A 19714-nucleotide genomic window follows, 5' to 3' on the forward strand; every position below is an offset into this window, starting at 1 on the left:
ACTTACCGGGTCAGCAGCGCCACGCACTCGACATGGTGCGTCAGCGGGAACGAATCGAAGACGCGCAGGTTCGCCACCTCATATCCATGCCCGCGGTACAGGCCGATATCGCGGGCGAAAGAGGCTGCCTCACAACCGATGTGGATCACCCGCGGCACCCCGGCCGCGGCCATCTGGTCGATGACCTCGTGCCCCGCACCGGTGCGGGGCGGGTCCAGTACCGCGACATCGGCCGCGACCCGCTGGGTACCCAGCGCCCGGCGCACCGAATCGGTCACCACCTCGACGCACCCCAGGTCGCCCAGCGCGGACCGGGCCGCACGCGCCGATCCGCGCGACGTGTCCACCGTCAGCACCCGGCCCGACTCCCCCACCGAACCGGCCAGCGCCGCGGCGAAAACGCCTGCGCCGCCGTACAAGTCCCACGCCGTCTGGCCTTCGGACAGCTCCGCCCACTCGGCGACCAGCGCGCTGTAGGTGGTGGCGGCGTCGCGGTGGGACTGCCAGAACGCCGTCACCGGAACGAGCCATTCCCGATCGCCGACGCGCTGCACTGCCTCGTACTGGCCCGAGATCACCTCGGTCATGCCGGCCTTGCTCTTCTTGCCGGCACGCGGACCGGACCGCACGACGTGCCGGTGCCCGGCGTCGTCGAGCACGACGTGCAGGTGCGCGCCGGGCGGTTGCAGCGGCAGATCGTCCAACAACCCGGCCGGCACCTGGGCGCACGACAGGTCGGTCACCAACTCGTCGCTGTGATACCGGTGCAACCCGGCCCGGCCGTCGGCCCCGACCTCGAGCCGCACCCGGGTACGCCACCCGGTAGCGCCGACGGTGCCGACCTCCGCGGCCTCGAGGTCACCGGACTCGTAACCGCCGAGGCGGGCCAGCTGGTTGGCCACCACCTCACCCTTGAGCCGCCGCGCCGCCGCCGGATCGACGAAAGCCAGGTCGCAGCAACCGGATCCCTGCGCCCCGGCGATCGCGCACAGCGAATCCACGCGGTCGGGCGACGGCTCGAGCACCTCGACAGCGTCGGCGTGCCAGTACGACCCGCGCTCGGATGTCACCTCGGCGCGCACCACCTCACCCGGCAGGGCGTGGCGGACGAAGATCACGCGCCCGTCGTGGCGCGCGACGCAGCTGCCGCCGTTGGCCGGCGGGCCAACGGTCACTGTTACCTCAGTCATTCAATGATGCCGGTCATTCGATGATGCCCCGTCTCGTGTCGCCCGGCGCCGAACCCGGAGTCATGGTCACCTTCACGCGCTCCGACGAATTCAGCTGCCACGGAACGGAAGTCACCATCACGTTCGGGATGAACAGCAGCCGGCCCTTGAGGCGCAGCGCGCTCTGGTTGTGCAGGATGTGCTCCCACCAGTGGCCCACCACGTACTCCGGGATGAACACCGTCACGACGGTGCGCTTCGACTCGGCGGTGATGCGCTTGACGTAATCGAGGATGGGCCTGGTGATCTCGCGGTACGGCGAGGCGATGACCTTCAGCGGCACCGACACGTCGCTGTCTTCCCACTTGTGCACCAGCTCGCGTGTCTCGGCGTCGTCGACGCTGACGGTGATGGCCTCCAGGACATCCGGGCGGGTCGCCCGCGCGTAGGCCAGGGCCCGCAGCGTCGGCAGGTGCAGATTGGACACCAGCACGACGGCGTGGTTGCGGCTGGGCAGCACGACGTCCTCGTCGGGGCCGGACTGCGCGCGCAGCTCCTGGGCGACGGTGTCGTAGTGCTTGTGGATCGCCTTCATCAGGACGAACAGCAGGCTCATCGCCAGGATCGCGATCCAGGCGCCGGCCAGGAACTTCGTCACGATGACCACCAGCAGCACGGCGCCCGTGCAGATGAAACCGATGGTGTTGACGATCCGCGCGCGCTGCATACGGCGTCGCTCGGCCGCTTCGGTCTCGGTGCGCAGCAAGCGGTTCCAGTGCCGCACCATGCCGATCTGGCTCAGCGTGAACGACACGAACACGCCGACGATGTACAGCTGGATCAGCGCCGTGACCTCGGCGTTGAACGCCACCACGAAGGCGATGGCGGCGAACGCGAGGAACAGGATGCCGTTGGAGAACGCCAGCCGGTCACCGCGGGTGTGCAGCTGTCGCGGCAGGTAGCGGTCCTGGGCCAGGATCGAGCCCAGCACCGGGAAGCCGTTGAACGCGGTGTTGGCGGCCAGGACCAGGATCAGACCCGTCACGCCGGCGATCAGGTACAGGCCCACCGGGAAGCCCTGGAAGACCGCCTCCGCCAGCTGCGTGACCACCGTCTTCTGGTGATAGCCGACGGGCGCGCCCTCCAGCTGGTCGACGCTGTCGGCCATCTTCAGGCCGATCTGCTTCGCCAGCACGATGATGCCCATGAACAACGACACCGCGATGGCGCCGAGCAGCAGCAGCGTCGTTGCGGCGTTGCGCGACTTGGGCTTCTGGAAGGCGGGCACACCATTGCTGATCGCTTCCACACCCGTCAGGGCGGCACAGCCGGACGAGAACGCGCGGGCGACCAGGAACACCATGGCGAAGCCCAGTACGTCGCCGTGCTCGGATTTGATGCTGAAACCGGCAGACTCGGCCCGCAACGGGTGGCCCAGCACGAAGATCTGGATGAAACCCCACGCCAGCATGAGGTACATGCCGATCATGAAGGCGTAGGTGGGAATCGCGAACGCCGTGCCGGACTCCCGGATGCCGCGCAGGTTCAGCGACGCCAGGATCAGGATCGCCAGCACCGAGAACAACACCTTGTTCTGGGCGATGAACGGCACGGCCGATCCGATGTTGGACATCGCCGACGCCGTCGACACCGCGACCGTCAGCACGTAGTCGACCAGTAGCGCGCTCGCCACCGTCAACCCGGCGGTATGCCCGAGGTTCGTGGTGACCACCTCGTAGTCACCGCCGCCGGACGGATAGGCGTGCACGTTCTGCCGATAACTGGCGATCACGATCAACATGACCCCGGCCACCGCGAGACCGATCCACGGCGCCATCGAATAGGCCGACAGACCGGCGACCGACAGCACCAGGAAGATTTCCTCCGGCGCGTAGGCGACCGACGACAGCGCATCCGACGCGAAGACCGGTAAGGCGATACGTTTGGGCAGCAACGTGTGGGCGAGCTTGTCGCTGCGGAAGGGTCGGCCGATCACCAACCGTCGCGTAGCGGTCGAAAGCTTGGACACGAGAGCCAAGGGTAAGCCCCCCAGGCTCGGGTTGTAGCGTTCGGACTGAGCTGAGGCAGGAAATTCGCTTCGGGGCCGGTTCCTGGCCCAGAAAGGATCGGCTGGTGCGAGTAGTCGTGATGGGCTGCGGCCGGGTTGGCGCATCGCTGGCAGACGGATTGGCCCGCATCGGTCATGAGGTCGCCGTGATCGACCGGGACAAGACGGCGTTCCATCGCCTGTCGCCCGAATTTCCCGGAGAACGCGTGCTGGGCATGGGTTTTGACCGCGACGTGCTGGAGCGGGCCGGTATCGAAGAGGCCGGTGCGTTCGCCGCCGTGTCCTCCGGTGACAACTCCAACATCATCTCGGCGCGAGTCGCGCGAGAGACATTCGGCGTGCAGCGCGTCGTCGCGCGTATCTACGACGCCAAGCGCGCCGCGGTGTACGAGCGGTTGGGCATCCCGACCATCGCGACGGTGCCGTGGACCACCGACCGGTTGCTGAATCTGCTGACGCGCGAGACCGAGACCACCAAGTGGCGCGATCCGTCGGGCAACGTCGGCGTCACCGAACTGTCCCTGCACGAGGACTGGGTCGGCTACCGCGTCACCGCACTGGAAGGGGCGACCGGCGGCCGCGTCGCGTTCCTCATCCGGTTCGGCAGCGGCGTGCTGCCGGACGCCAAGACCGTCATCCAGGCCGGCGATCAGGTGTACATGGCCGCGGTGTCGGGCCGTGTCGCCGAAGCCATCGCCATCGCATCGCTGCCGCCCGGCGACGACGTCGAAAGCCACTAGGAGCGCACATGAAGGTCGCAATCGCGGGCGCCGGCGCCGTCGGCCGCTCCATCGCGCGGGAACTGGTCGATCACCACGAGGTGACGCTGCTGGAACGCAATCCGGACCACATCGACGTCGACGCTGTCCCCGCGGCGCAGTGGCGTCTCGGCGATGCCTGCGAGATCTCGCTGCTCGAGTCCGTCAAGCTTCATGAGTTCGACGTCGTCATCGCTGCCACCGGCGACGACAAGGCCAACGTGGTGGTGAGCCTGCTCGCCAAGACCGAGTTCGCGGTCCCCCGCGTCGTGGCCCGCGTCAACGACCCGCGCAACGAGTGGCTGTTCGACGACAGCTGGGGCGTCGACGTCGCGGTGTCGACGCCGCGCATGTTGGCGTCACTGGTCGAAGAAGCCGTGTCGGTGGGCGACCTGGTCCGGCTGATGAGCTTCCGCAAAGGCCAGGCCAACCTGGTCGAGATCACGCTGCCCGACGACACCCCGTGGGGCGGCAAGGCGGTCAAGCGTCTGCAACTGCCGCGCGATGCCACGTTGGTGACGATCCTGCGCGGCCCACGCGTCATCGTGCCCGAATCGGACGAGCCGCTCGAGGGCGGCGACGAACTGCTGTTCGTCGCGGTGGCCGAGGTCGAGCAGGAGCTGCGCAACCAGGTGCTGAACCCGGGCTAGTCCTCGGTGACGTGATGTTCGGCGTCGCGGAGGGCCTTCTGGGCCGTCCGGATGGCCAGGTAGGACGCCAGCGCGGCGACCGCGGTGAGCGGCCAGCCCATGGCAATCCGGGCCACCCCGAGCAGACCCGTCTGGTCCAATCCGTACAGGTGGTTCTGGACCAGGAACCGCGCCCCGAACACCACAACCCACACCGCGGTCGCGATGTCGAACGCGAGCACCGCCCGCCGGACGTCGCGCCAGCTGCGGTCGTGTCCGGTGACCCAGCTCCAGCCGTAGCCGACCAGGGGGCGCCGGATCAGGATCGAGATCGCGAACACCGCGGCATAAATCAGCGATGACCAGATGCCAAGCAGGAAATAGCCTTTCGAGGCGCCGATCATGTAGGCGATCAGCGCGCTGATCCCGACGCCGATGAATCCCGACACCGCCGGCTGCACCGATTCGCGCCGAACCAGCCGCCAGACGAGCACCAGGGCGGCGACGCCGAGCGCCGCGTAGATCGCGGCCGTCAGACCGAAAAAGCTGGAGACGGGGACGAAGACGAGGACCGGCAGGGACGAATAGATCAGGCCGCTGATGCCGCCCATCTGCTCCAGCAGAACGTGCGCCGTCAGTTTGGCGTCGCCGTCATCCTGCTGGGCCTCGATGTCGGCTTCGGTCTGCTCGTCGTTCGCGGTCCCCTTGTCGGGGAAAGTCACTTCTGAATCTCGTAGTGCGGGTTGTAGATCGCTTTGGCCCCGCTGTCCAAGTTTCCGAGTCGTCCGTGCACCCGCAGGGTGCGTCCGGATTCGATGCCTGGGATGCGCCGCTGACCCAACCAGACCAGCGTGACCGTGTCGGTGCCGTCGAACAGCTCGGCTCGCACGCCACCCGAACAGCCCTTGCCGTTGGTCTCGACACACCGCAGCGTGCCGACCATCGTCACTTCCTGTCCGCGCGTGCAGTCCACCGCTCGCATGGCGCCGGTGTTCAGGGCCTCGTCGTTCAGCTCCTGGACATCGCTCTGTTCGAGGTCCTCGGTAAGCCGCCGGGTGAGTCGGCGCAAATAGCCTTCCGCCGTAGCCATGGTCTCTCCTGAGACTTGCTGCGAATCCACCGTGGACCCGCTATCTAACCAACGTCACGCTAGACCTCTTGGTTCCGATTTGCCATTTCGGCGCGGGATATATCTTCGTTATCCCGCTCACTGGACGGCGCACCCGCCCGGACCCCCTTGCGTGCGCCGTTCGGGCCGCCGGGCACCATCGAGGGATGACGGCCAACTTGCAAGGGATGACCGCGGTACTGCTGCCCGGCACGGGATCGGACGACGACTACATCCGCCGGGCCTTCGGCGGCGCACTCCTGGGCGCGGGTGCCGTGGTGATCGCCCCGCGGCCGTTGCCGGGCGACCTGATCGCCGGGTATCTCGAAGCGCTCGACGCCGCCGCACAGCACGGCCCCATCATCGTCGGCGGCGTGTCCCTGGGCGCCGCCGTCGCCACGAACTGGGCGCTCGAGCACCCCGACCAGTGCATCGCCGTCCTGGCCGCCCTGCCCGCCTGGACCGGCGAGTCCGACGGCGCACCCGCCGCCCAGGCCGCCCGCTACTCGGCACAGCAGCTGCGCGAGATCGGGCTCGACGCGGCCGTCGCCGGCATGCGCGCGGGCAGCCCCGCCTGGCTCGCCGACGAACTGACGCGGTCGTGGACGGCACAGTGGCCGGGCCTGCCGGATGCGATGGAAGAAGCAGCGGGTTATGGCGGGCCGACGCGCGAACAGCTCGCCGATCTGCAGGTGCCGATGGGTGTCGCCGGGGCGGTCGACGACGCCGTGCACCCCGTCGCGGTCGCCGCGGAATGGGCCGTGGCAGCCCCCAGGGCCGCGCTGCGGACCGTCACCCTCGATGCGATGGGCGAAGAGCCGACAGTGCTCGGCGACGCCTGTGTGGCCGCATTGCGGGAGGCCGTCAGCCTCCGGTGATGGTGCCCATCTGCTGGGTGCGCAGCTGCTGCATGGCCGAGCCCTGCTCGCTGCGACGGGCGTCCGGCTCCCCTTCGGGCTGCTGCCCGAACTGCTGCTGCAGCTGTTCGAGCGCCTGCTGAGCCTGCTCCATCTGCTGCTGCGCCATCTGCTGGGCGGCCGCGCGCAGCTGCTCCAGCAGCGGCTCGGACAGCTGCACCGGCAGCGGGCTGCGGACCGGCAGCGGCGTGTCACCACGACGAACCACGGTGTCCGCCAACGAGGTTCGCGCCTCGTCGGCGATGGCGTCGATGGTCTCCTCGGTGCCCACGACGACACAGCGCACCATCCACCGGTAGCCGTCGGTCCCGATGAAACGCATCACGACCTGCGGCTGGCCCGGCTGCGGCACCGGCAGGCCCACGACCTCGCGGCCCCACGGCCCGTCCTCGATGCGCGCCTCGGCGTTGTCGCCCCGAAGGGATTCGGCCAACTCGGCGGCGATCTCACGCCACAGTCCGCCGGTCTTGGGCGCGGCATACGCGGCCACGGAGAACCGGCCGTTGGGCGTCATGATCCAGACGGCGTTCGGCACACCCTGTTCATTGACCTCGACGTTGAGCTGCGAACCGTCGGGCACCGGGACGAGCACCCCGCCCAGGTCCAGGCGGGCCGCCTCGGCGTCGGCCGGGTCGTCGAAGTCCTCGATGTCGAACGGGCCGTCTTCTTCGGGGTTGAACTCGAATGCCATCACAAACTCGCATGTCCGCCGGAGGAACCGTGGCCGCCCGCGCCACGTGAGGTGTCAGCCAGCCCGGCCTCGTCGAACGACGTGACCTCGACCAGCTCGGGCAGCTCGACCCGCTGCACCAGCAGCTGAGCGATCCGGTCACCGCGTTTCACGATGATGGGCTCGCTGGGGTCGAGGTTGATGAGGGCCACCTTGATCTCGCCGCGGTACCCGGCGTCGACGGTCCCGGGCGCGTTCACGATCGAAAGACCAACGCGGATGGCCAATCCCGACCGCGGATGCACCAAACCGACCATGCCGTGCGGAACCGCGACGGCGATCCCCGTCGGCACCAGCTCGCGCTGACCGGGGGCCAGTTCGAGGTCGATCGCGCTGAACAGATCGACGCCGGCATCGCCGTCGTGAGCACGGGCCGGCATCGGCAGATCCCGGTCCAACCGAACTACCGCCAGAGAGGTGGACACGACCGCACAGACTACCCTTGGCCGCGTGTCAGACACGCGAGCAGCCACCCAAACCGTCCGCTATCGCGAGCGGTTGACGGTGCCTTTGTGGTGGTGGTTACCGGGTTTCGGGCTGGCGGCCCTGATCGCGCTGGAAGTGGTGCAAGGCGTGTCGGGCGTGCCGGCCTGGGCGCCGTTCGCCGTCCTGCTGCCGGTCGCCGCGGCGACGCTGGTGTGGATGGGGCGCATCGAGCTGCGCGTGGTGAGCACCGGAACCGGGCCGGACGCCGAGACTGAGCTGTGGGTGGGACCGGCACACATCCCGACGAGCGTCATCTCCCGGTCGGCCGAGGTGCCGCGCTCGGCGAAGTCGGCGGCGCTGGGACGCCAGCTGGACCCGGCCGCGTACGTCGTGCACCGGGCCTGGGTGGGTCCGTTGATCCTCGTGGTCCTCGACGACCCGGATGACCCCACGCCGTACTGGCTGGTGAGCACCCGTCATCCCGATCGGGTCCTGGCGGCATTGCAGGGCCGCTAGCGCGGCCCATAAGACGCCGAATGGCCGGTCCCCGCGCGGAAGCGCGAGAGACCGGCCACTGACGTCTGTGAATCCCTAGGCGGCGCAGTCGGTGCAGATCATCACGCCGTTCTTCTCGCTGGCGAGACGGCTGCGGTGTTGCACCAGAAAACAGCTCGAGCAGGTGAACTCATCGGCCTGCTTGGGCACCACGCGGACCGAGAGTTCCTCGCCCGACAGGTCGGCGCCCGGCAACTCGAAGTTCTCGGCCGAGTCGGTCTCGTCGACGTCGACGACGGCGGACTGCGCCTCGTTGCGCCGTGCTTTCAGCTCCTCCAGAGAGTCCTCGGAAACCTCGTCAGTCTCAGAACGCCGCGGGGCGTCGTAATCGGTAGCCATGGTCATCCCCTCCGTTACCTTGCAGCAGAGCTTTGTACCAGCGTCGAACGCTTCCGCCAAACGATTCGTGCCCGAAAAGCGCGCCGACTATATGTGATTTGCATCACAGACGCAAGAGGTGCTTGGTAATCATGCAGGGTGCGGTGCATCTACAGTGCTCATGTGGTCGCACAAATCACCGAGGGCACAGCCTTCGACAAACACGGTCGGCCGTTCCGCCGCCGCAACTACGTGCCCGCCGCGGTCCTGTTCGCGGTGCTGGCCGTGGCGACGCTGATCGCCTGGCTCGTCGTCGCGAACCAGCCCGCCGAAATCCACCAGGCGATCACCTGCAATCCCCCGCCCGCGCCGACCGATCCGAATCAGCCGAAGCTCGGCGACGAGGTGTCGCAGTCCTCGATGGTCAACGTCGTGCCGGCCAAACTCGCCGACACCAAGATCAAGGTGCTCAACGCCAGCGGCCAGGGCGGCCAGGCCAGCGAGGTCGCCGGTGAGCTGCGCGACCTCGGCTTCGGCCAGCCGGCGGCGAGCAATGACCCGGTGTACGCCAGCACCCGCATGGAATGCCAGGGCCAGATCCGGTTCGGCCCGGCCGGCAAGTCCGCGGCCGCCGCGCTGTGGCTCGTCGCGCCGTGCACCCAGCTGTTCCAGGACCAGCGCCCCGACGACTCCGTCGACCTCGCGATCGGCACCGAGTTCAACGAGCTCGCCCACAGCGACGACATCGAGGCCATGCTGGCCAGCCTGAAGCCCGACTCGACCCAGCCGGCCGACACCTCGCTGCTGCCGAAGATCCACAGCGCGACCTGCTAGCGGTACCCGACCCGCTCCAACTGCCCGGTCAGCGCCGCCGCCACGCCGGGTGCCGCAGCGATGACCAGGTCGTCGCCGTCCGCACCCGGTGCGGGCAGCCGCACCACCGCGCCCGCCTCTTCGGCGACGAGGGCCGCGGCCGCCCAATCCCACACGTGCACACCGGATTCGAAGTACGCGTCGAGCCGGCCGGCGGCGACCATGCACAGATCCAGCGCGCACGAGCCGACCCGGCGGATGTCCCGCACCTCGGCCAGCAGCTCGGCCACCGCGCCGGCCTGCTGCCGCCGCCGCTCCCGCGCGTAGGCGAACCCCGTCGCCACCAGCGCCATCGGGAGCTCGTCGATGACGTTGCAGCGCAAGGGCGTTGACACGCCATCGCGGGTCACCACGGCCCCGTGGCCGCGCGCGGCGGAGAACACCTCTCCGGTCGCCGCGTTGGCAACCGCCCCGGCCACGGACACGCCGTCGATCTGCACCCCGACCGACACCGCATAGGCGCCCAGCCCGTACATGAAGTTCACCGTGCCGTCGATGGGGTCGAGCACCCACACCGGCACGCCCGCGGGCGCCCGCGCCGCGCCGCCCTCCTCCTCGCCCAGGATCGCGTCGTCCGGCCGCAGGGCCGCCAGTCGCTCACGCAGCAGCCGCTCGGTCTCGGTGTCGACCACGGTCACCGGATCGGTCGGGCTGCTCTTGGTGCGCACCGCGCCGTCGTCCTGCTGCGGGCCGGCGAAAACCTCGCCGCGCCGCCGGCGGACGAACGCGGCGGCCTCGGTGGCCAACTGCTCGGCGAGCGCGCGCAGTGCGGCAGGTGCGGTGCCACTTTCGGGTTCGCGTGCTGTCATGACACCTATCGCAGCACACGCGGTTAGGGTGTGGGTCGCGCCCTCTTGCCCACCCCCTCCAAGGAGTGCAGATGACCGAGACGCCCACCGCCGCGACCGACGCCTCACAGCATCGAGCGCTGGGGATCGATGTCGGCGGCAGCGGCGTCAAAGGCGGCATCGTCGACCTCGACACCGGCCAGCTGATCGGCGAGCGCTTCCGGCTCCCCACCCCGCAGCCGGCCACGCCCGAAGCCGTGTCGGAGACCGTCGCCGCCGTCGTCCGCGAGTTCGGCTGGACCGGACCGCTGGGCGTCACGTATCCCGGCGTGGTGACCGAGGGCATCGTGCGGACCGCGGCCAACGTCGACAGCAGCTGGATCGGCACCAACGTGCGCGACATGTTCGCCTCGCGGCTGGACGGCCAGGACGTCACGGTGCTCAACGACGCGGACGCCGCGGGACTGGCCGAGGAGAAGTTCGGCGCGGGCCGCGAGGTGAACGGGCTGGTCGTGCTGCTGACGTTCGGGACGGGCATCGGCTCGGCGGTGATCTACGACGGGGTTCTGTTGCCCAACACCGAGTTCGGGCACATCGAGGTCGGCGGCAAGGAAGCCGAGCACCGGGCCGCGTCGTCGGTCAAGGAACGCAAGGACTGGTCCTACGAGCGCTGGACCGAGGAGGTCACCAAGGTGCTGGTGGCGGTCGAGAACGCCATCTGGCCGGACCTGTTCATCGTCGGCGGCGGCATCAGCAAGAAGGCCGACAAGTGGGTGCCGCTGCTGAAGAACCGCACTCCCGTGGTCGCCGCGACGCTGCAGAATTCGGCCGGCATCGTCGGTGCCGCGATGGCCGCCGACGGCGCCTTGCACCGCCATTAGCGACCCCTCAACGCTCCGAGACCGGCGCTGATACGGCTTCTGGCCACTATGTCGTTACAATGGTCAACGGCGGCCGCCTGAACGGATAGCGGTGAACATCCGATCGAAGATCGACGCCAATATTCGACAGCCGACGCTTTTCGGTGGCGCACGCCCACGCCACCGATGTACGAAAGACCGAAAGGGTGGCCGTGGTAGCGACCAAAGCCAGCGAGACAGCCGACGAGCCGGTGAAGCGCACCACCAAAGCCCCCGCGAAGAAGGCCGCCGCCAAGGCGCCCGCCAAGCGCGCTGCTAAGGCACCCGCGAAGAAGGCCGCCGCCAAGGCGCCCGCCAAGCGCGCGGCGAAGGCCGCGACCAAGCCTGAAGACGGGGGCGTCGCCGACGACGTGACCGACGTCGACGACCTCGCCGTCGAACCCGACGAGATCGACGTCGACGACGCCGACCTGGAACTCGACGACGACCTCGAGGCCGACGACGTCGCCGACGATGACGACGAGGACGACGCCGAAGAAGGCGAGTCCGAGGGCGAAGCCAACACCGAAGGCGCCAAGGCCGCGCCGAAGGCCGCCGACGGCGACGACGCCGACGACACCGCCGAGCCGTCCGAGAAGGACAAGGCCTCCGGCGACTTCGTCTGGGACGAGGAAGAGTCCGAGGCGCTGCGGCAGGCCCGTAAGGACGCCGAACTCACCGCTTCCGCCGACTCGGTGCGTGCCTACCTCAAGCAGATCGGCAAGGTCGCGCTGCTCAACGCCGAGGAGGAGGTCGAACTCGCCAAGCGCATCGAGGCCGGCCTCTATGCCACGCAGCTGATGTCCGAGCTGATGGAGAAGGGCGAGAAGCTGCCCGCCGCGCAGCGTCGCGACATGCAGTGGATCTGCCGCGACGGCGACCGCGCCAAGAACCACCTGCTGGAAGCCAACCTGCGCCTCGTGGTGTCGCTGGCCAAGCGCTACACCGGCCGCGGCATGGCGTTCCTGGACCTCATCCAGGAAGGCAACCTGGGCCTGATCCGCGCGGTCGAGAAGTTCGACTACACCAAGGGCTACAAGTTCTCGACGTACGCCACCTGGTGGATCCGTCAGGCCATCACCCGCGCCATGGCCGACCAGGCCCGCACCATCCGTATCCCGGTGCACATGGTCGAGGTCATCAACAAGCTCGGCCGCATCCAGCGTGAGCTGCTGCAGGACCTGGGTCGCGAACCCACGCCCGAAGAGCTGGCCAAGGAAATGGACATCACGCCGGAGAAGGTGCTGGAGATCCAGCAGTACGCGCGTGAGCCCATCTCGCTGGACCAGACCATCGGTGACGAGGGCGACAGCCAGCTCGGTGACTTCATCGAGGACAGCGAAGCCGTCGTGGCCGTGGACGCCGTGTCGTTCACGCTGCTGCAGGATCAGCTGCAGTCGGTGCTGGAGACCCTGTCCGAGCGCGAGGCCGGCGTCGTCCGGCTGCGCTTCGGCCTCACCGACGGCCAGCCGCGCACGCTGGACGAGATCGGCCAGGTCTACGGCGTCACCCGTGAGCGCATCCGCCAGATCGAGTCCAAGACCATGAGCAAGCTGCGGCACCCGTCGCGCTCGCAGGTCCTGCGCGACTACCTGGACTAGTCCCCCGGTTCAACGAAAACTGCCCCGAAACTCCGGTTTCGGGGCAGTTTTCGTTTGTCCGGCGAGTCAGCAGGGGACGCAGCGGTATCCGTTCCAGATCCAGCCCGCACCGCAGCCGTGGTCGCCGGTTTCACCGCGACAGTTCATCGGTTGCGCGACGACCGTCGGCTGTGGACTGAACGTCGTGGTGTCGGTGGAGCTTTGCGCCGCCTGCGCGACGGACACGGGGCCGACGGGCGCGACCAGCAGCGCCGCAGCGGCAACAGCCAGGACAGTTTTGGTGTGCATGAAAGCCTCCGGCGTCGGGGTCGAATTGGATACGAACCGTCAAATTTTACGCTTGCGTCAGATTGCTGACCAGAGGTCAGGCTCCCCCACTGCCCAAAAACCTGAGGCGGGGAAAACCCTGCATATGAAAGGCTTTCGCGCATGCCAACCTCGGAGCATCCACTAGGCCAAGCGATGCTGGACGTCTCGTCCGAGTGCTTCGCGGCGATGGCTGACGTCCTCACCGCGCTCGGTGACGACCTCGCCAATCGCCGGCCCGACCTGCCCGGCGCGAACAGCTGCTATGCCATCGTCAACCACTGCATCGGGGTGGTCGACTACTGGGCGGGCTCTTTCATTGCCGGACAACGGATCCCGCGGGACCGCGACAGCGAGTTCACCGCCACCGGACGGGTCGACGAGCTGCTGGAACGGCTGACGGCGCTGCAGCAGCGCCTGCCCGGCTGGGTCGAGGTGGCCGTCACCGAAGGTATCCGGGACCGCTCGCTGGCCGACGGGATACGCGGCGGCACCACGCGTGCCGCGGTGCTGGCCACCGCCAGCCCGGAGTGGACGCTACTGCACATCCTGCACGACATCGCGCAGCACGTCGGGCACCTGGAAATCACCCGAGACCTGCTGCTCTCCACGCGAACGGAGAGCTGACGCAAGTCGGCCCCCTGCTCCGCGGAGCAGGGGGCCGATCGCTCGACGGTAACCGTCAGTCGGTGCTGCCGGCGCCGGCGCCGGCGGTGGCGTGCGCCGTGGCAGTGTCGGCCTTGGCCGCTGCCTTCTTCTCCTCCGCCGCAGCCTTCTTGGCGTCGGCCTTGGCCTTGGCGGCCGCCTTCTGCTCTGCAGCCTTGGCCTTGGCCGCAGCCTTCTTGGCCTCCGCCGCAGCCGTCTTGGCCTCGGCTTTGGCCTTGGCTGCGTCGGCCTTGGTCTGACCGTCGACCTTGGCCTGATCGGCCTGGCCGTCGTCGGCCTTGGCGTTTGCATCAGCCTTGACGTCGTAGCCCTTGGCGGTATCGGCCTTGGCCTGGTCCGACTTGGGATCGGCAGCCTGCGTGTCACCGACCTTGGCCGGCGAGTCGCCCGCCTGAGCCTTGGCCGCAACCGGAGCCGGAGCCGAGAAGGCAGCCGGCGAGACCACTGCGCCCGAAGCCGGGTCGGTGGTCTTCGCGCCCGCCGAGGCGGAAGTCGGCGGGTGCAGCTTCTTCTGCAGGTTGTCGATGGCCGTGGTGACCCCGCCAATGACCTGGGCGTTGATGGCACGCGCGAACTTGGCCGTCGAGAACAGCGCGTCGGCCGCACCGTGGTTGATCGCGGTCAGGATCTTGCCCACGTCACCGGTCTTGAACGCCGTGGCGACGTCCTGCACCACCCCGCCGAGCTGACGAGACAGCGTGCGGACCTGGGTCAGCACCTGCTCGATCGGCCCCTTCTGCATGCCGGCGATCTCGACGCCGTTCCAGTTCACGAGGTTCCAGCCGTCCTCGGGGTTGCCCTCGACGACGACGTAGTTGGTGTTGGACAACGGATGCTGCGTGAACAGCATGATCTTCTGCTCGACGCTCAGATTCTTGGCATTCATCATCGTCCAGATCATGATGGTGCCGCCGTGCGAGAAGACGGCCGCGTTGCGGTCGCCGTTGTCGTAGATCGTCTGCAACGCACCGTTGACCCGGTCCTCGAACTGATGGCCGTTGAGGCCCGTCGTGCTCCCCGGTGCGCTCGGGATGAACGCGTCCAGGTTCGGGGTGATCGGGTTGAAGCTGACGTTCGGCGGCGGGGTCACCGACAGACCCGCCCACGCCAGCGGCGCCGTCAGGTAGCCGAACAGCGCCGCCCGTTCCGGCGTGCCCTCGTACATGCCGGCTTCGATCTCCTGGATGCCCGGCAACACCGTGATCGGCAGGCCCAGGTACTGCGACATGGGTACAGCCGTCTGCTGCGTCCGGACCATCGTCGAGGCGTAGATGGCGTCGAAGTTCCGGTCGCCGAGCTTGGCCGCGATGTCCTTGGCCTGCTGCTGGCCGAGGTCGGTCAGCGTCGGCCCCGGCGTCGATGTGTCACCGAGCCCCGACAGGTTGCCGTATGACTGACCGTGCCGGATGAACGTGATCGTCATGTTCTCGGCCGCCCATGCCGGCAGCGCTGACATGACCAGAAGTGCGCCCGCCGTCAGTGCGACGCCGAGTCCCTTCAGCCCACGCGCGCGACGACGATGTCCCGCGCCTGAATTTGTGTGGTTAATGGTGTCCTCACTGTCTCGGGGGATATTTACCCGCGCGACAGTGCCAGTCCTGTAATGGTGATACAGGCCACAATCCCGGCCAGTGGACAGGTTTCGTCACAATTGACGAAACCTCGACGACGCAAATCGGCCCCCTTCCCGTAGGAGAAGGGGGCCGATCTGTTGTTACCCGACAGCGAACCGTCAGTCGGTGCTTCCAGCGCCCGCGCCGGCCGTGGCCTTCGCAGACTCTGCCTTGGCCTTCGCTTCGGCCTTCTTGGCCTCGGCGGCAGCCTTCTTGGCGTCAGCCTTGGCCTTGGCCTCGGCCTTCTTGGCCTCAGCGGCAGCCTTCTTCTCCTCGGCCTTGGCCTTGGCAGCGGCCTTCTTGGCCTCGGCCGCAGCCTTCTTGGCATCAGCCTTGGCCTTGGCGTCGTCGGCCTTGGTCTGGCCGTCGGCCTTGGCGTCGTCCGCCTTGGCCTGCCCCTCGGCCTTGGCCGCGTCGGCATCGGACTTGGCCTCGTCGGCCTTGGCCTGGCCGTCAACCTTGTTGTCCGACGCCGGAGCGTCGGCAACCTTGGCCGGCGAGTCGCCCGCCTGCGCCGCGGCCGGAGTCTTGGCCGCAACCGGAGCCGAGAACGCCGCCGGCGAGACCGCAGCACCCGAGGCCGGGGCGGTGGTCTGCGTGCCCGCAGCCGGAGCCGGCGGAGCCAGCTTCTTCTGCAGGTTGTCGATGGCCGTGGTGACGCCGCCGATGACCTGGGCGTTGATGGCTCGGACGAACTTGGCGGTCGAGAACAGCGCGTCAGCGGCACCGTGGTTGATCGCGGTCAGGATCTTGCCGACGTTTCCGGTCTGGAACGCCGCGGCGACGTCCTGCACCACCGAGTTGAGCTGACGAGACAGCGTGCGGACCTGGGTCAGCACGTTCTCGATCGGGCCCTTCTGCATGCCGGCGATCTTGACGCCGTTCCACTCGACCAGGTTCCAGCCGTCCTCGGGGTTGCCCTCGACGACGACAACGCCCGTGTTACCCAGCGGATGCTGGGTGAACAGCATGATCTTCTGCTCGGCGCTCAGGTTCTTGGCGTTCATCATCGTCCAGATCATGATGGTGCCGCCGTGCGAGAACACCGCTGCGTTGCGGTCGCCGTTGTCGTAGATCTTCTGCAACGCGCCGTTGACCCGGTCCTCGAACTGGTGACCGTTCAGACCGGTGGTCGGATCGGCCGCGGACGGGATGAACGCGTCCAGGTTCGGGTTGGTCGGGTTGAAGGCGATGTTCGGCGGTGGCGTCACGGTGATGCCCGCCCAGGCCAGCGGAGCAGTCAGGTAGCCGAAGATGCCTGCGCGCTCCGGGGTGCCTTCGTACTTGCCGGCTTCGATCTCCTGCAGACCTGGCAACACCTGGATCGGCAGACCCAGGTACTGCGACAACGGCGTCGCCGTCTGCTGCGTCCGAACCATCGTGGACGCGTAGATGGCGTCGAAGTTCCGGTCGCCGAGCTTGGCCGCGATGTCCTTGGCCTGCTGCTGGCCGTCCGGCGTCAGCACCGGGCCCGGCACCTGCGTGTCGATGTTGCCCGACGTGTTGCCGTACGACTGACCGTGCCGGATGAACGTGATGGTCATGTTCTCGGCCGCCCATGCCGGCAGTGCCGACATGACCAGAAGGGCACTCGCCGTCAGTGCGACGCCGATTCCCTTCAGTCCTCTTGCGCGACGGCGCTTGCCCGTCGCGTCTTCAGAATTCGTGTGGTTGATCATGTCCTCACCGTGTCGGGGATATTTACGCGCGCGATCGTGCCAATCCCCCGACCGTGATTCGGGCCACATTCCCGATGAGTGGACAGATTTCTCATACTGTCGTTCATTTTCCGTTAACCAACGGCATCGACTCCGAAATTTGCCGGAAGAACTGCGAAAACCCCCTCGGCGTCGGGCCGGTAGGGCACGGTGCGGGTCACCGCGCCGACGGGCAGTGCGCCGTACAGATGAGGGAAGAGCATCGAGGCCGGGTCCGTCGGCACCCCGGGTTCCCAGCGAACCGGTGAGCCCAGCGACTCCGGATCGCAGACCAGCAGGAGCAGGTCGGACTGCCCGCGGTAGAGCCGGTTGGCCGGCAGGTGCACCTGTTCGGGAGCCGACAGGTGCACGAACCCGACCTCGTCGAGCGAGGGTGGTCTGAGCTCACCATCGAACTGAGCACGCGCCCAATCCGTTTCACTACATAGATGGACCAGGACTGCGGGCGCGGCGATCATGCGGTCAGCCTGCCGCGCCCGCAACTCCAGCGATAGGTGAGACACGACACACCCGTGAACACCCGGGGAACAACGCTGGAATCCAAATCGTCTGAGAGAGTAGAGATGTGTAACCGGCAAAGCGCCCAGGCGGCGACGAGCAGAAGGAGGAGCCATGAACGCAACTCTGACCGGCCCGACACTGACACGGGCCGACCGCTGTGACCGGTGCGGTGCTGCCGCCCGCGTTCGCGCTACCCTGCCCTCCGGCATGGAGCTCCTGTTCTGCCAGCACCACGCCAACGAACACGAATCCAAGTTGGTCGAACTGGCCGCCGTGCTGGTGGTCAGCAGCGAGGACTGAGTGACCCGCCGGTCACCTCAAATACGGTCCTGATGGGGTCTCTTCGGTAATGCTGGTCTGGTCATGAACGACCAGACTTCTCCGATCAAGCCGACACGTCATCACGTGTTACGGGTAATCCGTCGCGCACTGGCGAAAAGCTGGGACGACTCGATCTTCTCGGAGTCGGCGCAGGCGGCGTTCTGGTCGGCGTTGTCACTTCCGCCACTACTGCTCGGGATGTTGGGCAGCTTGGCGTACGTGGCACCGTTGTTCGGTCCCGAGACCCTTCCGATGATCCAGGAGCAGCTGATCGGGACGGCGAAGAACTTCTTCTCGCCGAACGTGATCAACGAGATCATCCAGCCGACCGTGCGCGATATCGCGGTCGGCGCCCGCGGCGAGGTGGTGTCCCTCGGGTTCGTCATCTCGCTGTGGGCGGGCTCATCGGCGATCTCGGCCTTCGTGGACGCGGTCGTCGAGGCACACGACCAGACACCGCTGCGCCATCCGGTGCGGCAGCGGTTCTACGCCCTCGGGCTGTACCTGGTGATGCTGCTGTTCGTGATCGCGACTGCTCCGGTGGCCGCCATCGGACCGATGAAGATCGCCCAGCACATCCCCCAGACCTGGTCCAACGCGATGAAGTACGGGTACTGGCCGGTGCTGCTGCTGGGCATCGTGTTGGCCGTGACGGTGCTCTACCGGGTGTCGCTGCCCAAGCCGCTGCCGACCCACCGGTTGCTGTTCGGCGCCGTCCTGGCCACGGTGGTCTTCGTGGTGGCGACGGTGGGACTGCGGTTCTACCTCACCTGGATCACCGAGACCGGCTACACGTACGGCGCCCTCGCGACGCCGATCGCGTTCCTGCTGTTCGCATTCGCGCTGGGCTTCGCGATCATGCTCGGCGCTGAACTCAACGCCGCGATCCAGGAGGAATGGCCGGCGCCGGACACCCATGCCCGACGCCTGCGCGAATGGCTCGAAGAAAAGGCCGAGACCCTCACGGGCGATCAGCCCGCCGAGCCGGCAGAGCCGCCGGCCTGACCTGCTGGACTACTTCTTCATCTGTTCGTAGATGCGCTTGCAATCGGGGCACACCGGCGAACCGGGCTTGGGTGACTTCGTCACCGGAAAGACCTCGCCGCACAGGGCGACGACATGAGTGCCCATGACAGCGCTCTCGGCGATCTTGTCCTTCTTGACGTAGTGGAAATGCTTAGGTCGGTCGTCGTCCGTACCGTCATCGACCTGTTCATCGGAATCGGTGCGTTCGAGGGTGTCGGTCTGCATGCACTCATTGTGCACTCCACCCGAACCGGTCGCGGCGGCACTGAGTCAGATGTGGGACAGTAGAAGGATGAAACACGGCCAAGAGCTGAGTTTCGACGACGACGGTCGGCCGGTCCTCATCACTCGCGCAGCACCCGCCTACGAAGAGCAGCACCGCGCCCGCGTCCGCCGCTACCTGACCATCATGTCGTTCCGCGTGCCGGCGCTGTTGCTGGCAGCCCTCGCCTACAGCATCTGGCACAACGGCCTGATCTCGCTGGCGATCCTCATCGCATCCATTCCCCTGCCGTGGATCGCGGTACTCATCGCCAATGACCGCCCGCCGCGCTCCGCGCAGGAACCGCGCCGCTACGACGCGGTCCGCCGTGCGCCCATGTTCCCGACCGCCGAGCGGCCGGCGATCGAGGACCGGCACCCGGTCATCGACGGCGATATCGAGTCTTGACCTCTACCTGAGTTTCCTTCTTTCTCCTTTCTAAGGACATTCTCAGGTCGACCC

At 67.6% G+C, this 19714-nt stretch carries 24 protein-coding genes; 11 read left to right on the top strand and 13 right to left on the bottom strand.

Annotated features, from left to right (window positions below; translation table 11 throughout):
* Positions 1-2: 2 nt before the first annotated feature.
* Both BR47_RS0100620 and BR47_RS0100625 read right to left on the bottom strand, forming a co-directional pair.
* Positions 3-1190: a class I SAM-dependent RNA methyltransferase gene (locus tag BR47_RS0100620; protein WP_029118274.1), complete on the bottom strand. Its 1188-nt coding sequence runs from the start codon at positions 1188-1190 to the stop codon at positions 3-5.
* Positions 1191-1203: 13 nt separating this feature from the next.
* The gene (locus BR47_RS0100625; protein ID WP_029105315.1) at positions 1204-3198 is read right to left on the bottom strand and encodes an APC family permease; all 1995 of its coding nucleotides are present in this window, start codon (positions 3196-3198) and stop codon (positions 1204-1206) included.
* Positions 3199-3302: 104 nt separating this feature from the next.
* On the opposite strand from BR47_RS0100625, the gene BR47_RS0100630 reads away from it, so the two are divergent.
* Both BR47_RS0100630 and BR47_RS0100635 read left to right on the top strand, forming a co-directional pair.
* Complete coding sequence (locus BR47_RS0100630; protein ID WP_081633431.1) at positions 3303-3977, top strand: potassium channel family protein; 675 nt, start codon at positions 3303-3305, stop codon at positions 3975-3977.
* An 8-nt stretch (positions 3978-3985) separates the two neighbouring features.
* Entirely contained in the window at positions 3986-4645 is a 660-nt protein-coding gene (locus BR47_RS0100635) for a potassium channel family protein (protein WP_020101827.1), read from the top strand.
* Here BR47_RS0100635 and BR47_RS0100640 read toward each other — a convergent pair.
* Together BR47_RS0100640 and BR47_RS0100645 are read right to left on the bottom strand one after the other, a co-directional pair.
* The gene (locus BR47_RS0100640) at positions 4642-5235 is read right to left on the bottom strand and encodes a DUF3159 domain-containing protein (RefSeq protein ID WP_502685811.1); all 594 of its coding nucleotides are present in this window, start codon (positions 5233-5235) and stop codon (positions 4642-4644) included. The genes BR47_RS0100635 and BR47_RS0100640 overlap by 4 nt on opposite strands.
* Before the next feature lie 107 nt (positions 5236-5342).
* Complete coding sequence (locus BR47_RS0100645) at positions 5343-5714, bottom strand: OB-fold nucleic acid binding domain-containing protein (RefSeq protein WP_020101829.1); 372 nt, start codon at positions 5712-5714, stop codon at positions 5343-5345.
* A 185-nt stretch (positions 5715-5899) separates the two neighbouring features.
* On the opposite strand from BR47_RS0100645, the gene BR47_RS0100650 reads away from it, so the two are divergent.
* Positions 5900-6610: an alpha/beta fold hydrolase gene (locus BR47_RS0100650; protein WP_020101830.1), complete on the top strand. Its 711-nt coding sequence runs from the start codon at positions 5900-5902 to the stop codon at positions 6608-6610.
* On the opposite strand, the gene BR47_RS0100655 is transcribed toward BR47_RS0100650, so the two are convergent.
* Both BR47_RS0100655 and dut read right to left on the bottom strand, forming a co-directional pair.
* A complete protein-coding gene (locus tag BR47_RS0100655; protein WP_020101831.1) occupies positions 6597-7340 on the bottom strand; it encodes a DUF3710 domain-containing protein in 744 nt (247 codons plus the stop codon). The two genes, BR47_RS0100650 and BR47_RS0100655, sit on opposite strands and share 14 nt — an antisense overlap.
* The gene (gene dut / locus BR47_RS0100660; protein ID WP_029105316.1) at positions 7340-7804 is read right to left on the bottom strand and encodes a dUTP diphosphatase; all 465 of its coding nucleotides are present in this window, start codon (positions 7802-7804) and stop codon (positions 7340-7342) included. Before dut ends, BR47_RS0100655 begins: the two co-directional genes overlap by 1 nt.
* 25 nt (positions 7805-7829) lie before the next feature.
* On the opposite strand from dut, the gene BR47_RS0100665 reads away from it, so the two are divergent.
* A complete protein-coding gene (locus BR47_RS0100665) occupies positions 7830-8321 on the top strand; it encodes a DUF3093 domain-containing protein (protein ID WP_029105317.1) in 492 nt (163 codons plus the stop codon).
* A 75-nt stretch (positions 8322-8396) separates the two neighbouring features.
* Here the strand turns inward: BR47_RS0100665 and BR47_RS0100670 are convergent, their stop codons facing one another.
* Complete coding sequence (locus BR47_RS0100670; protein ID WP_029105318.1) at positions 8397-8699, bottom strand: DUF4193 domain-containing protein; 303 nt, start codon at positions 8697-8699, stop codon at positions 8397-8399.
* 162 nt (positions 8700-8861) lie between these two features.
* On the opposite strand from BR47_RS0100670, the gene cei reads away from it, so the two are divergent.
* Positions 8862-9512 (top strand): envelope integrity protein Cei, encoded by a 651-nt coding sequence (cei, locus tag BR47_RS0100675; RefSeq protein ID WP_020101835.1) that lies wholly within the window; start codon positions 8862-8864, stop codon positions 9510-9512.
* Here cei and BR47_RS0100680 read toward each other — a convergent pair.
* Positions 9509-10360, bottom strand: a complete 852-nt coding sequence (locus BR47_RS0100680) for an inositol monophosphatase family protein (RefSeq protein WP_020101836.1) — start codon at positions 10358-10360, stop codon at positions 9509-9511. The two genes, cei and BR47_RS0100680, sit on opposite strands and share 4 nt — an antisense overlap.
* Positions 10361-10431: 71 nt before the next feature.
* On the opposite strand from BR47_RS0100680, the gene ppgK reads away from it, so the two are divergent.
* Together ppgK and BR47_RS0100690 are read left to right on the top strand one after the other, a co-directional pair.
* Complete coding sequence (ppgK, locus tag BR47_RS0100685) at positions 10432-11220, top strand: polyphosphate--glucose phosphotransferase (protein WP_020101837.1); 789 nt, start codon at positions 10432-10434, stop codon at positions 11218-11220.
* Positions 11221-11411: 191 nt separating this feature from the next.
* Complete coding sequence (locus BR47_RS0100690) at positions 11412-12839, top strand: RNA polymerase sigma factor (protein ID WP_029105319.1); 1428 nt, start codon at positions 11412-11414, stop codon at positions 12837-12839.
* A gap of 66 nt (positions 12840-12905) precedes the next feature.
* Here BR47_RS0100690 and BR47_RS0100695 read toward each other — a convergent pair whose 3' ends face one another.
* Positions 12906-13127 (bottom strand): hypothetical protein, encoded by a 222-nt coding sequence (locus tag BR47_RS0100695; RefSeq protein ID WP_029118276.1) that lies wholly within the window; start codon positions 13125-13127, stop codon positions 12906-12908.
* 141 nt (positions 13128-13268) lie between these two features.
* On the opposite strand from BR47_RS0100695, the gene BR47_RS0100700 reads away from it, so the two are divergent.
* Positions 13269-13772, top strand: a complete 504-nt coding sequence (locus BR47_RS0100700; protein WP_029118277.1) for a mycothiol transferase — start codon at positions 13269-13271, stop codon at positions 13770-13772.
* A gap of 55 nt (positions 13773-13827) precedes the next feature.
* Here BR47_RS0100700 and BR47_RS32370 read toward each other — a convergent pair whose 3' ends face one another.
* The 3 genes from BR47_RS32370 to BR47_RS0100715 all read right to left on the bottom strand — a co-directional run bounded on the left by BR47_RS32370 (position 13828) and on the right by BR47_RS0100715 (position 17600).
* Positions 13828-15267 carry a histidine phosphatase family protein gene (locus BR47_RS32370; protein WP_081831157.1) on the bottom strand — a complete coding sequence of 480 codons (1440 nt, stop codon included), beginning with the start codon at positions 15265-15267 and terminating at the stop codon, positions 13828-13830.
* Positions 15268-15543: 276 nt separating this feature from the next.
* Entirely contained in the window at positions 15544-17103 is a 1560-nt protein-coding gene (locus BR47_RS32375; protein ID WP_081831158.1) for a histidine phosphatase family protein, read from the bottom strand.
* Between the two features lie 113 nt (positions 17104-17216).
* Positions 17217-17600, bottom strand: a complete 384-nt coding sequence (locus BR47_RS0100715; RefSeq protein ID WP_029118278.1) for a DUF952 domain-containing protein — start codon at positions 17598-17600, stop codon at positions 17217-17219.
* 154 nt (positions 17601-17754) lie between these two features.
* Here BR47_RS0100715 and BR47_RS0100720 point away from each other — a divergent pair, with 154 nt between their 5' ends.
* Positions 17755-17943 carry a DUF7455 domain-containing protein gene (locus tag BR47_RS0100720; RefSeq protein WP_029118279.1) on the top strand — a complete coding sequence of 63 codons (189 nt, stop codon included), beginning with the start codon at positions 17755-17757 and terminating at the stop codon, positions 17941-17943.
* Positions 17944-18006: 63 nt separating this feature from the next.
* Positions 18007-18969 (top strand): YihY/virulence factor BrkB family protein, encoded by a 963-nt coding sequence (locus BR47_RS0100725; RefSeq protein WP_029118280.1) that lies wholly within the window; start codon positions 18007-18009, stop codon positions 18967-18969.
* A gap of 9 nt (positions 18970-18978) precedes the next feature.
* Here BR47_RS0100725 and BR47_RS0100730 read toward each other — a convergent pair whose 3' ends face one another.
* On the bottom strand, positions 18979-19215 hold the full coding sequence (locus tag BR47_RS0100730) for a DUF3039 domain-containing protein (RefSeq protein WP_029105322.1): 237 nt from the start codon (positions 19213-19215) through the stop codon (positions 18979-18981).
* A 49-nt stretch (positions 19216-19264) separates the two neighbouring features.
* Here BR47_RS0100730 and BR47_RS29395 point away from each other — a divergent pair, with 49 nt between their 5' ends.
* The gene (locus BR47_RS29395) at positions 19265-19660 is read left to right on the top strand and encodes a DUF3099 domain-containing protein (RefSeq protein ID WP_051128515.1); all 396 of its coding nucleotides are present in this window, start codon (positions 19265-19267) and stop codon (positions 19658-19660) included.
* Positions 19661-19714: the final 54 nt, after the last annotated feature.

Source organism: Mycobacterium sp. UNC410CL29Cvi84, from assembly GCF_000686745.1.
GTDB lineage: Bacteria > Actinomycetota > Actinomycetes > Mycobacteriales > Mycobacteriaceae > Mycobacterium > Mycobacterium mucogenicum_B.

Coding starts and splice junctions, on each gene's coding strand:
- BR47_RS0100680 (WP_020101836.1), bottom strand. CDS start 10,360: ATGACAGCACGCGAACCCGAAAGTGGCACCGCACCTGCCGCACTGCGC.
- BR47_RS0100670 (WP_029105318.1), bottom strand. CDS start 8,699: ATGGCTACCGATTACGACGCCCCGCGGCGTTCTGAGACTGACGAGGTT.
- ppgK (WP_020101837.1), top strand. CDS start 10,432: ATGACCGAGACGCCCACCGCCGCGACCGACGCCTCACAGCATCGAGCG.
- BR47_RS0100650 (WP_020101830.1), top strand. CDS start 5,900: ATGACGGCCAACTTGCAAGGGATGACCGCGGTACTGCTGCCCGGCACG.
- BR47_RS0100640 (WP_502685811.1), bottom strand. CDS start 5,235: ATGGGCGGCATCAGCGGCCTGATCTATTCGTCCCTGCCGGTCCTCGTC.
- BR47_RS0100725 (WP_029118280.1), top strand. CDS start 18,007: ATGAACGACCAGACTTCTCCGATCAAGCCGACACGTCATCACGTGTTA.
- BR47_RS0100730 (WP_029105322.1), bottom strand. CDS start 19,215: ATGCAGACCGACACCCTCGAACGCACCGATTCCGATGAACAGGTCGAT.
- BR47_RS32370 (WP_081831157.1), bottom strand. CDS start 15,267: ATGTCAGCGCTGCCGGCATGGGCGGCCGAGAACATGACGATCACGTTC.
- BR47_RS0100635 (WP_020101827.1), top strand. CDS start 3,986: ATGAAGGTCGCAATCGCGGGCGCCGGCGCCGTCGGCCGCTCCATCGCG.
- BR47_RS0100645 (WP_020101829.1), bottom strand. CDS start 5,714: ATGGCTACGGCGGAAGGCTATTTGCGCCGACTCACCCGGCGGCTTACC.
- BR47_RS0100655 (WP_020101831.1), bottom strand. CDS start 7,340: ATGGCATTCGAGTTCAACCCCGAAGAAGACGGCCCGTTCGACATCGAG.
- BR47_RS0100620 (WP_029118274.1), bottom strand. CDS start 1,190: ATGACTGAGGTAACAGTGACCGTTGGCCCGCCGGCCAACGGCGGCAGC.
- BR47_RS0100695 (WP_029118276.1), bottom strand. CDS start 13,127: ATGCACACCAAAACTGTCCTGGCTGTTGCCGCTGCGGCGCTGCTGGTC.
- BR47_RS32375 (WP_081831158.1), bottom strand. CDS start 17,103: ATGATCAACCACACGAATTCTGAAGACGCGACGGGCAAGCGCCGTCGC.
- BR47_RS29395 (WP_051128515.1), top strand. CDS start 19,265: ATGTGGGACAGTAGAAGGATGAAACACGGCCAAGAGCTGAGTTTCGAC.
- BR47_RS0100700 (WP_029118277.1), top strand. CDS start 13,269: ATGCCAACCTCGGAGCATCCACTAGGCCAAGCGATGCTGGACGTCTCG.
- BR47_RS0100720 (WP_029118279.1), top strand. CDS start 17,755: ATGAACGCAACTCTGACCGGCCCGACACTGACACGGGCCGACCGCTGT.
- BR47_RS0100715 (WP_029118278.1), bottom strand. CDS start 17,600: ATGATCGCCGCGCCCGCAGTCCTGGTCCATCTATGTAGTGAAACGGAT.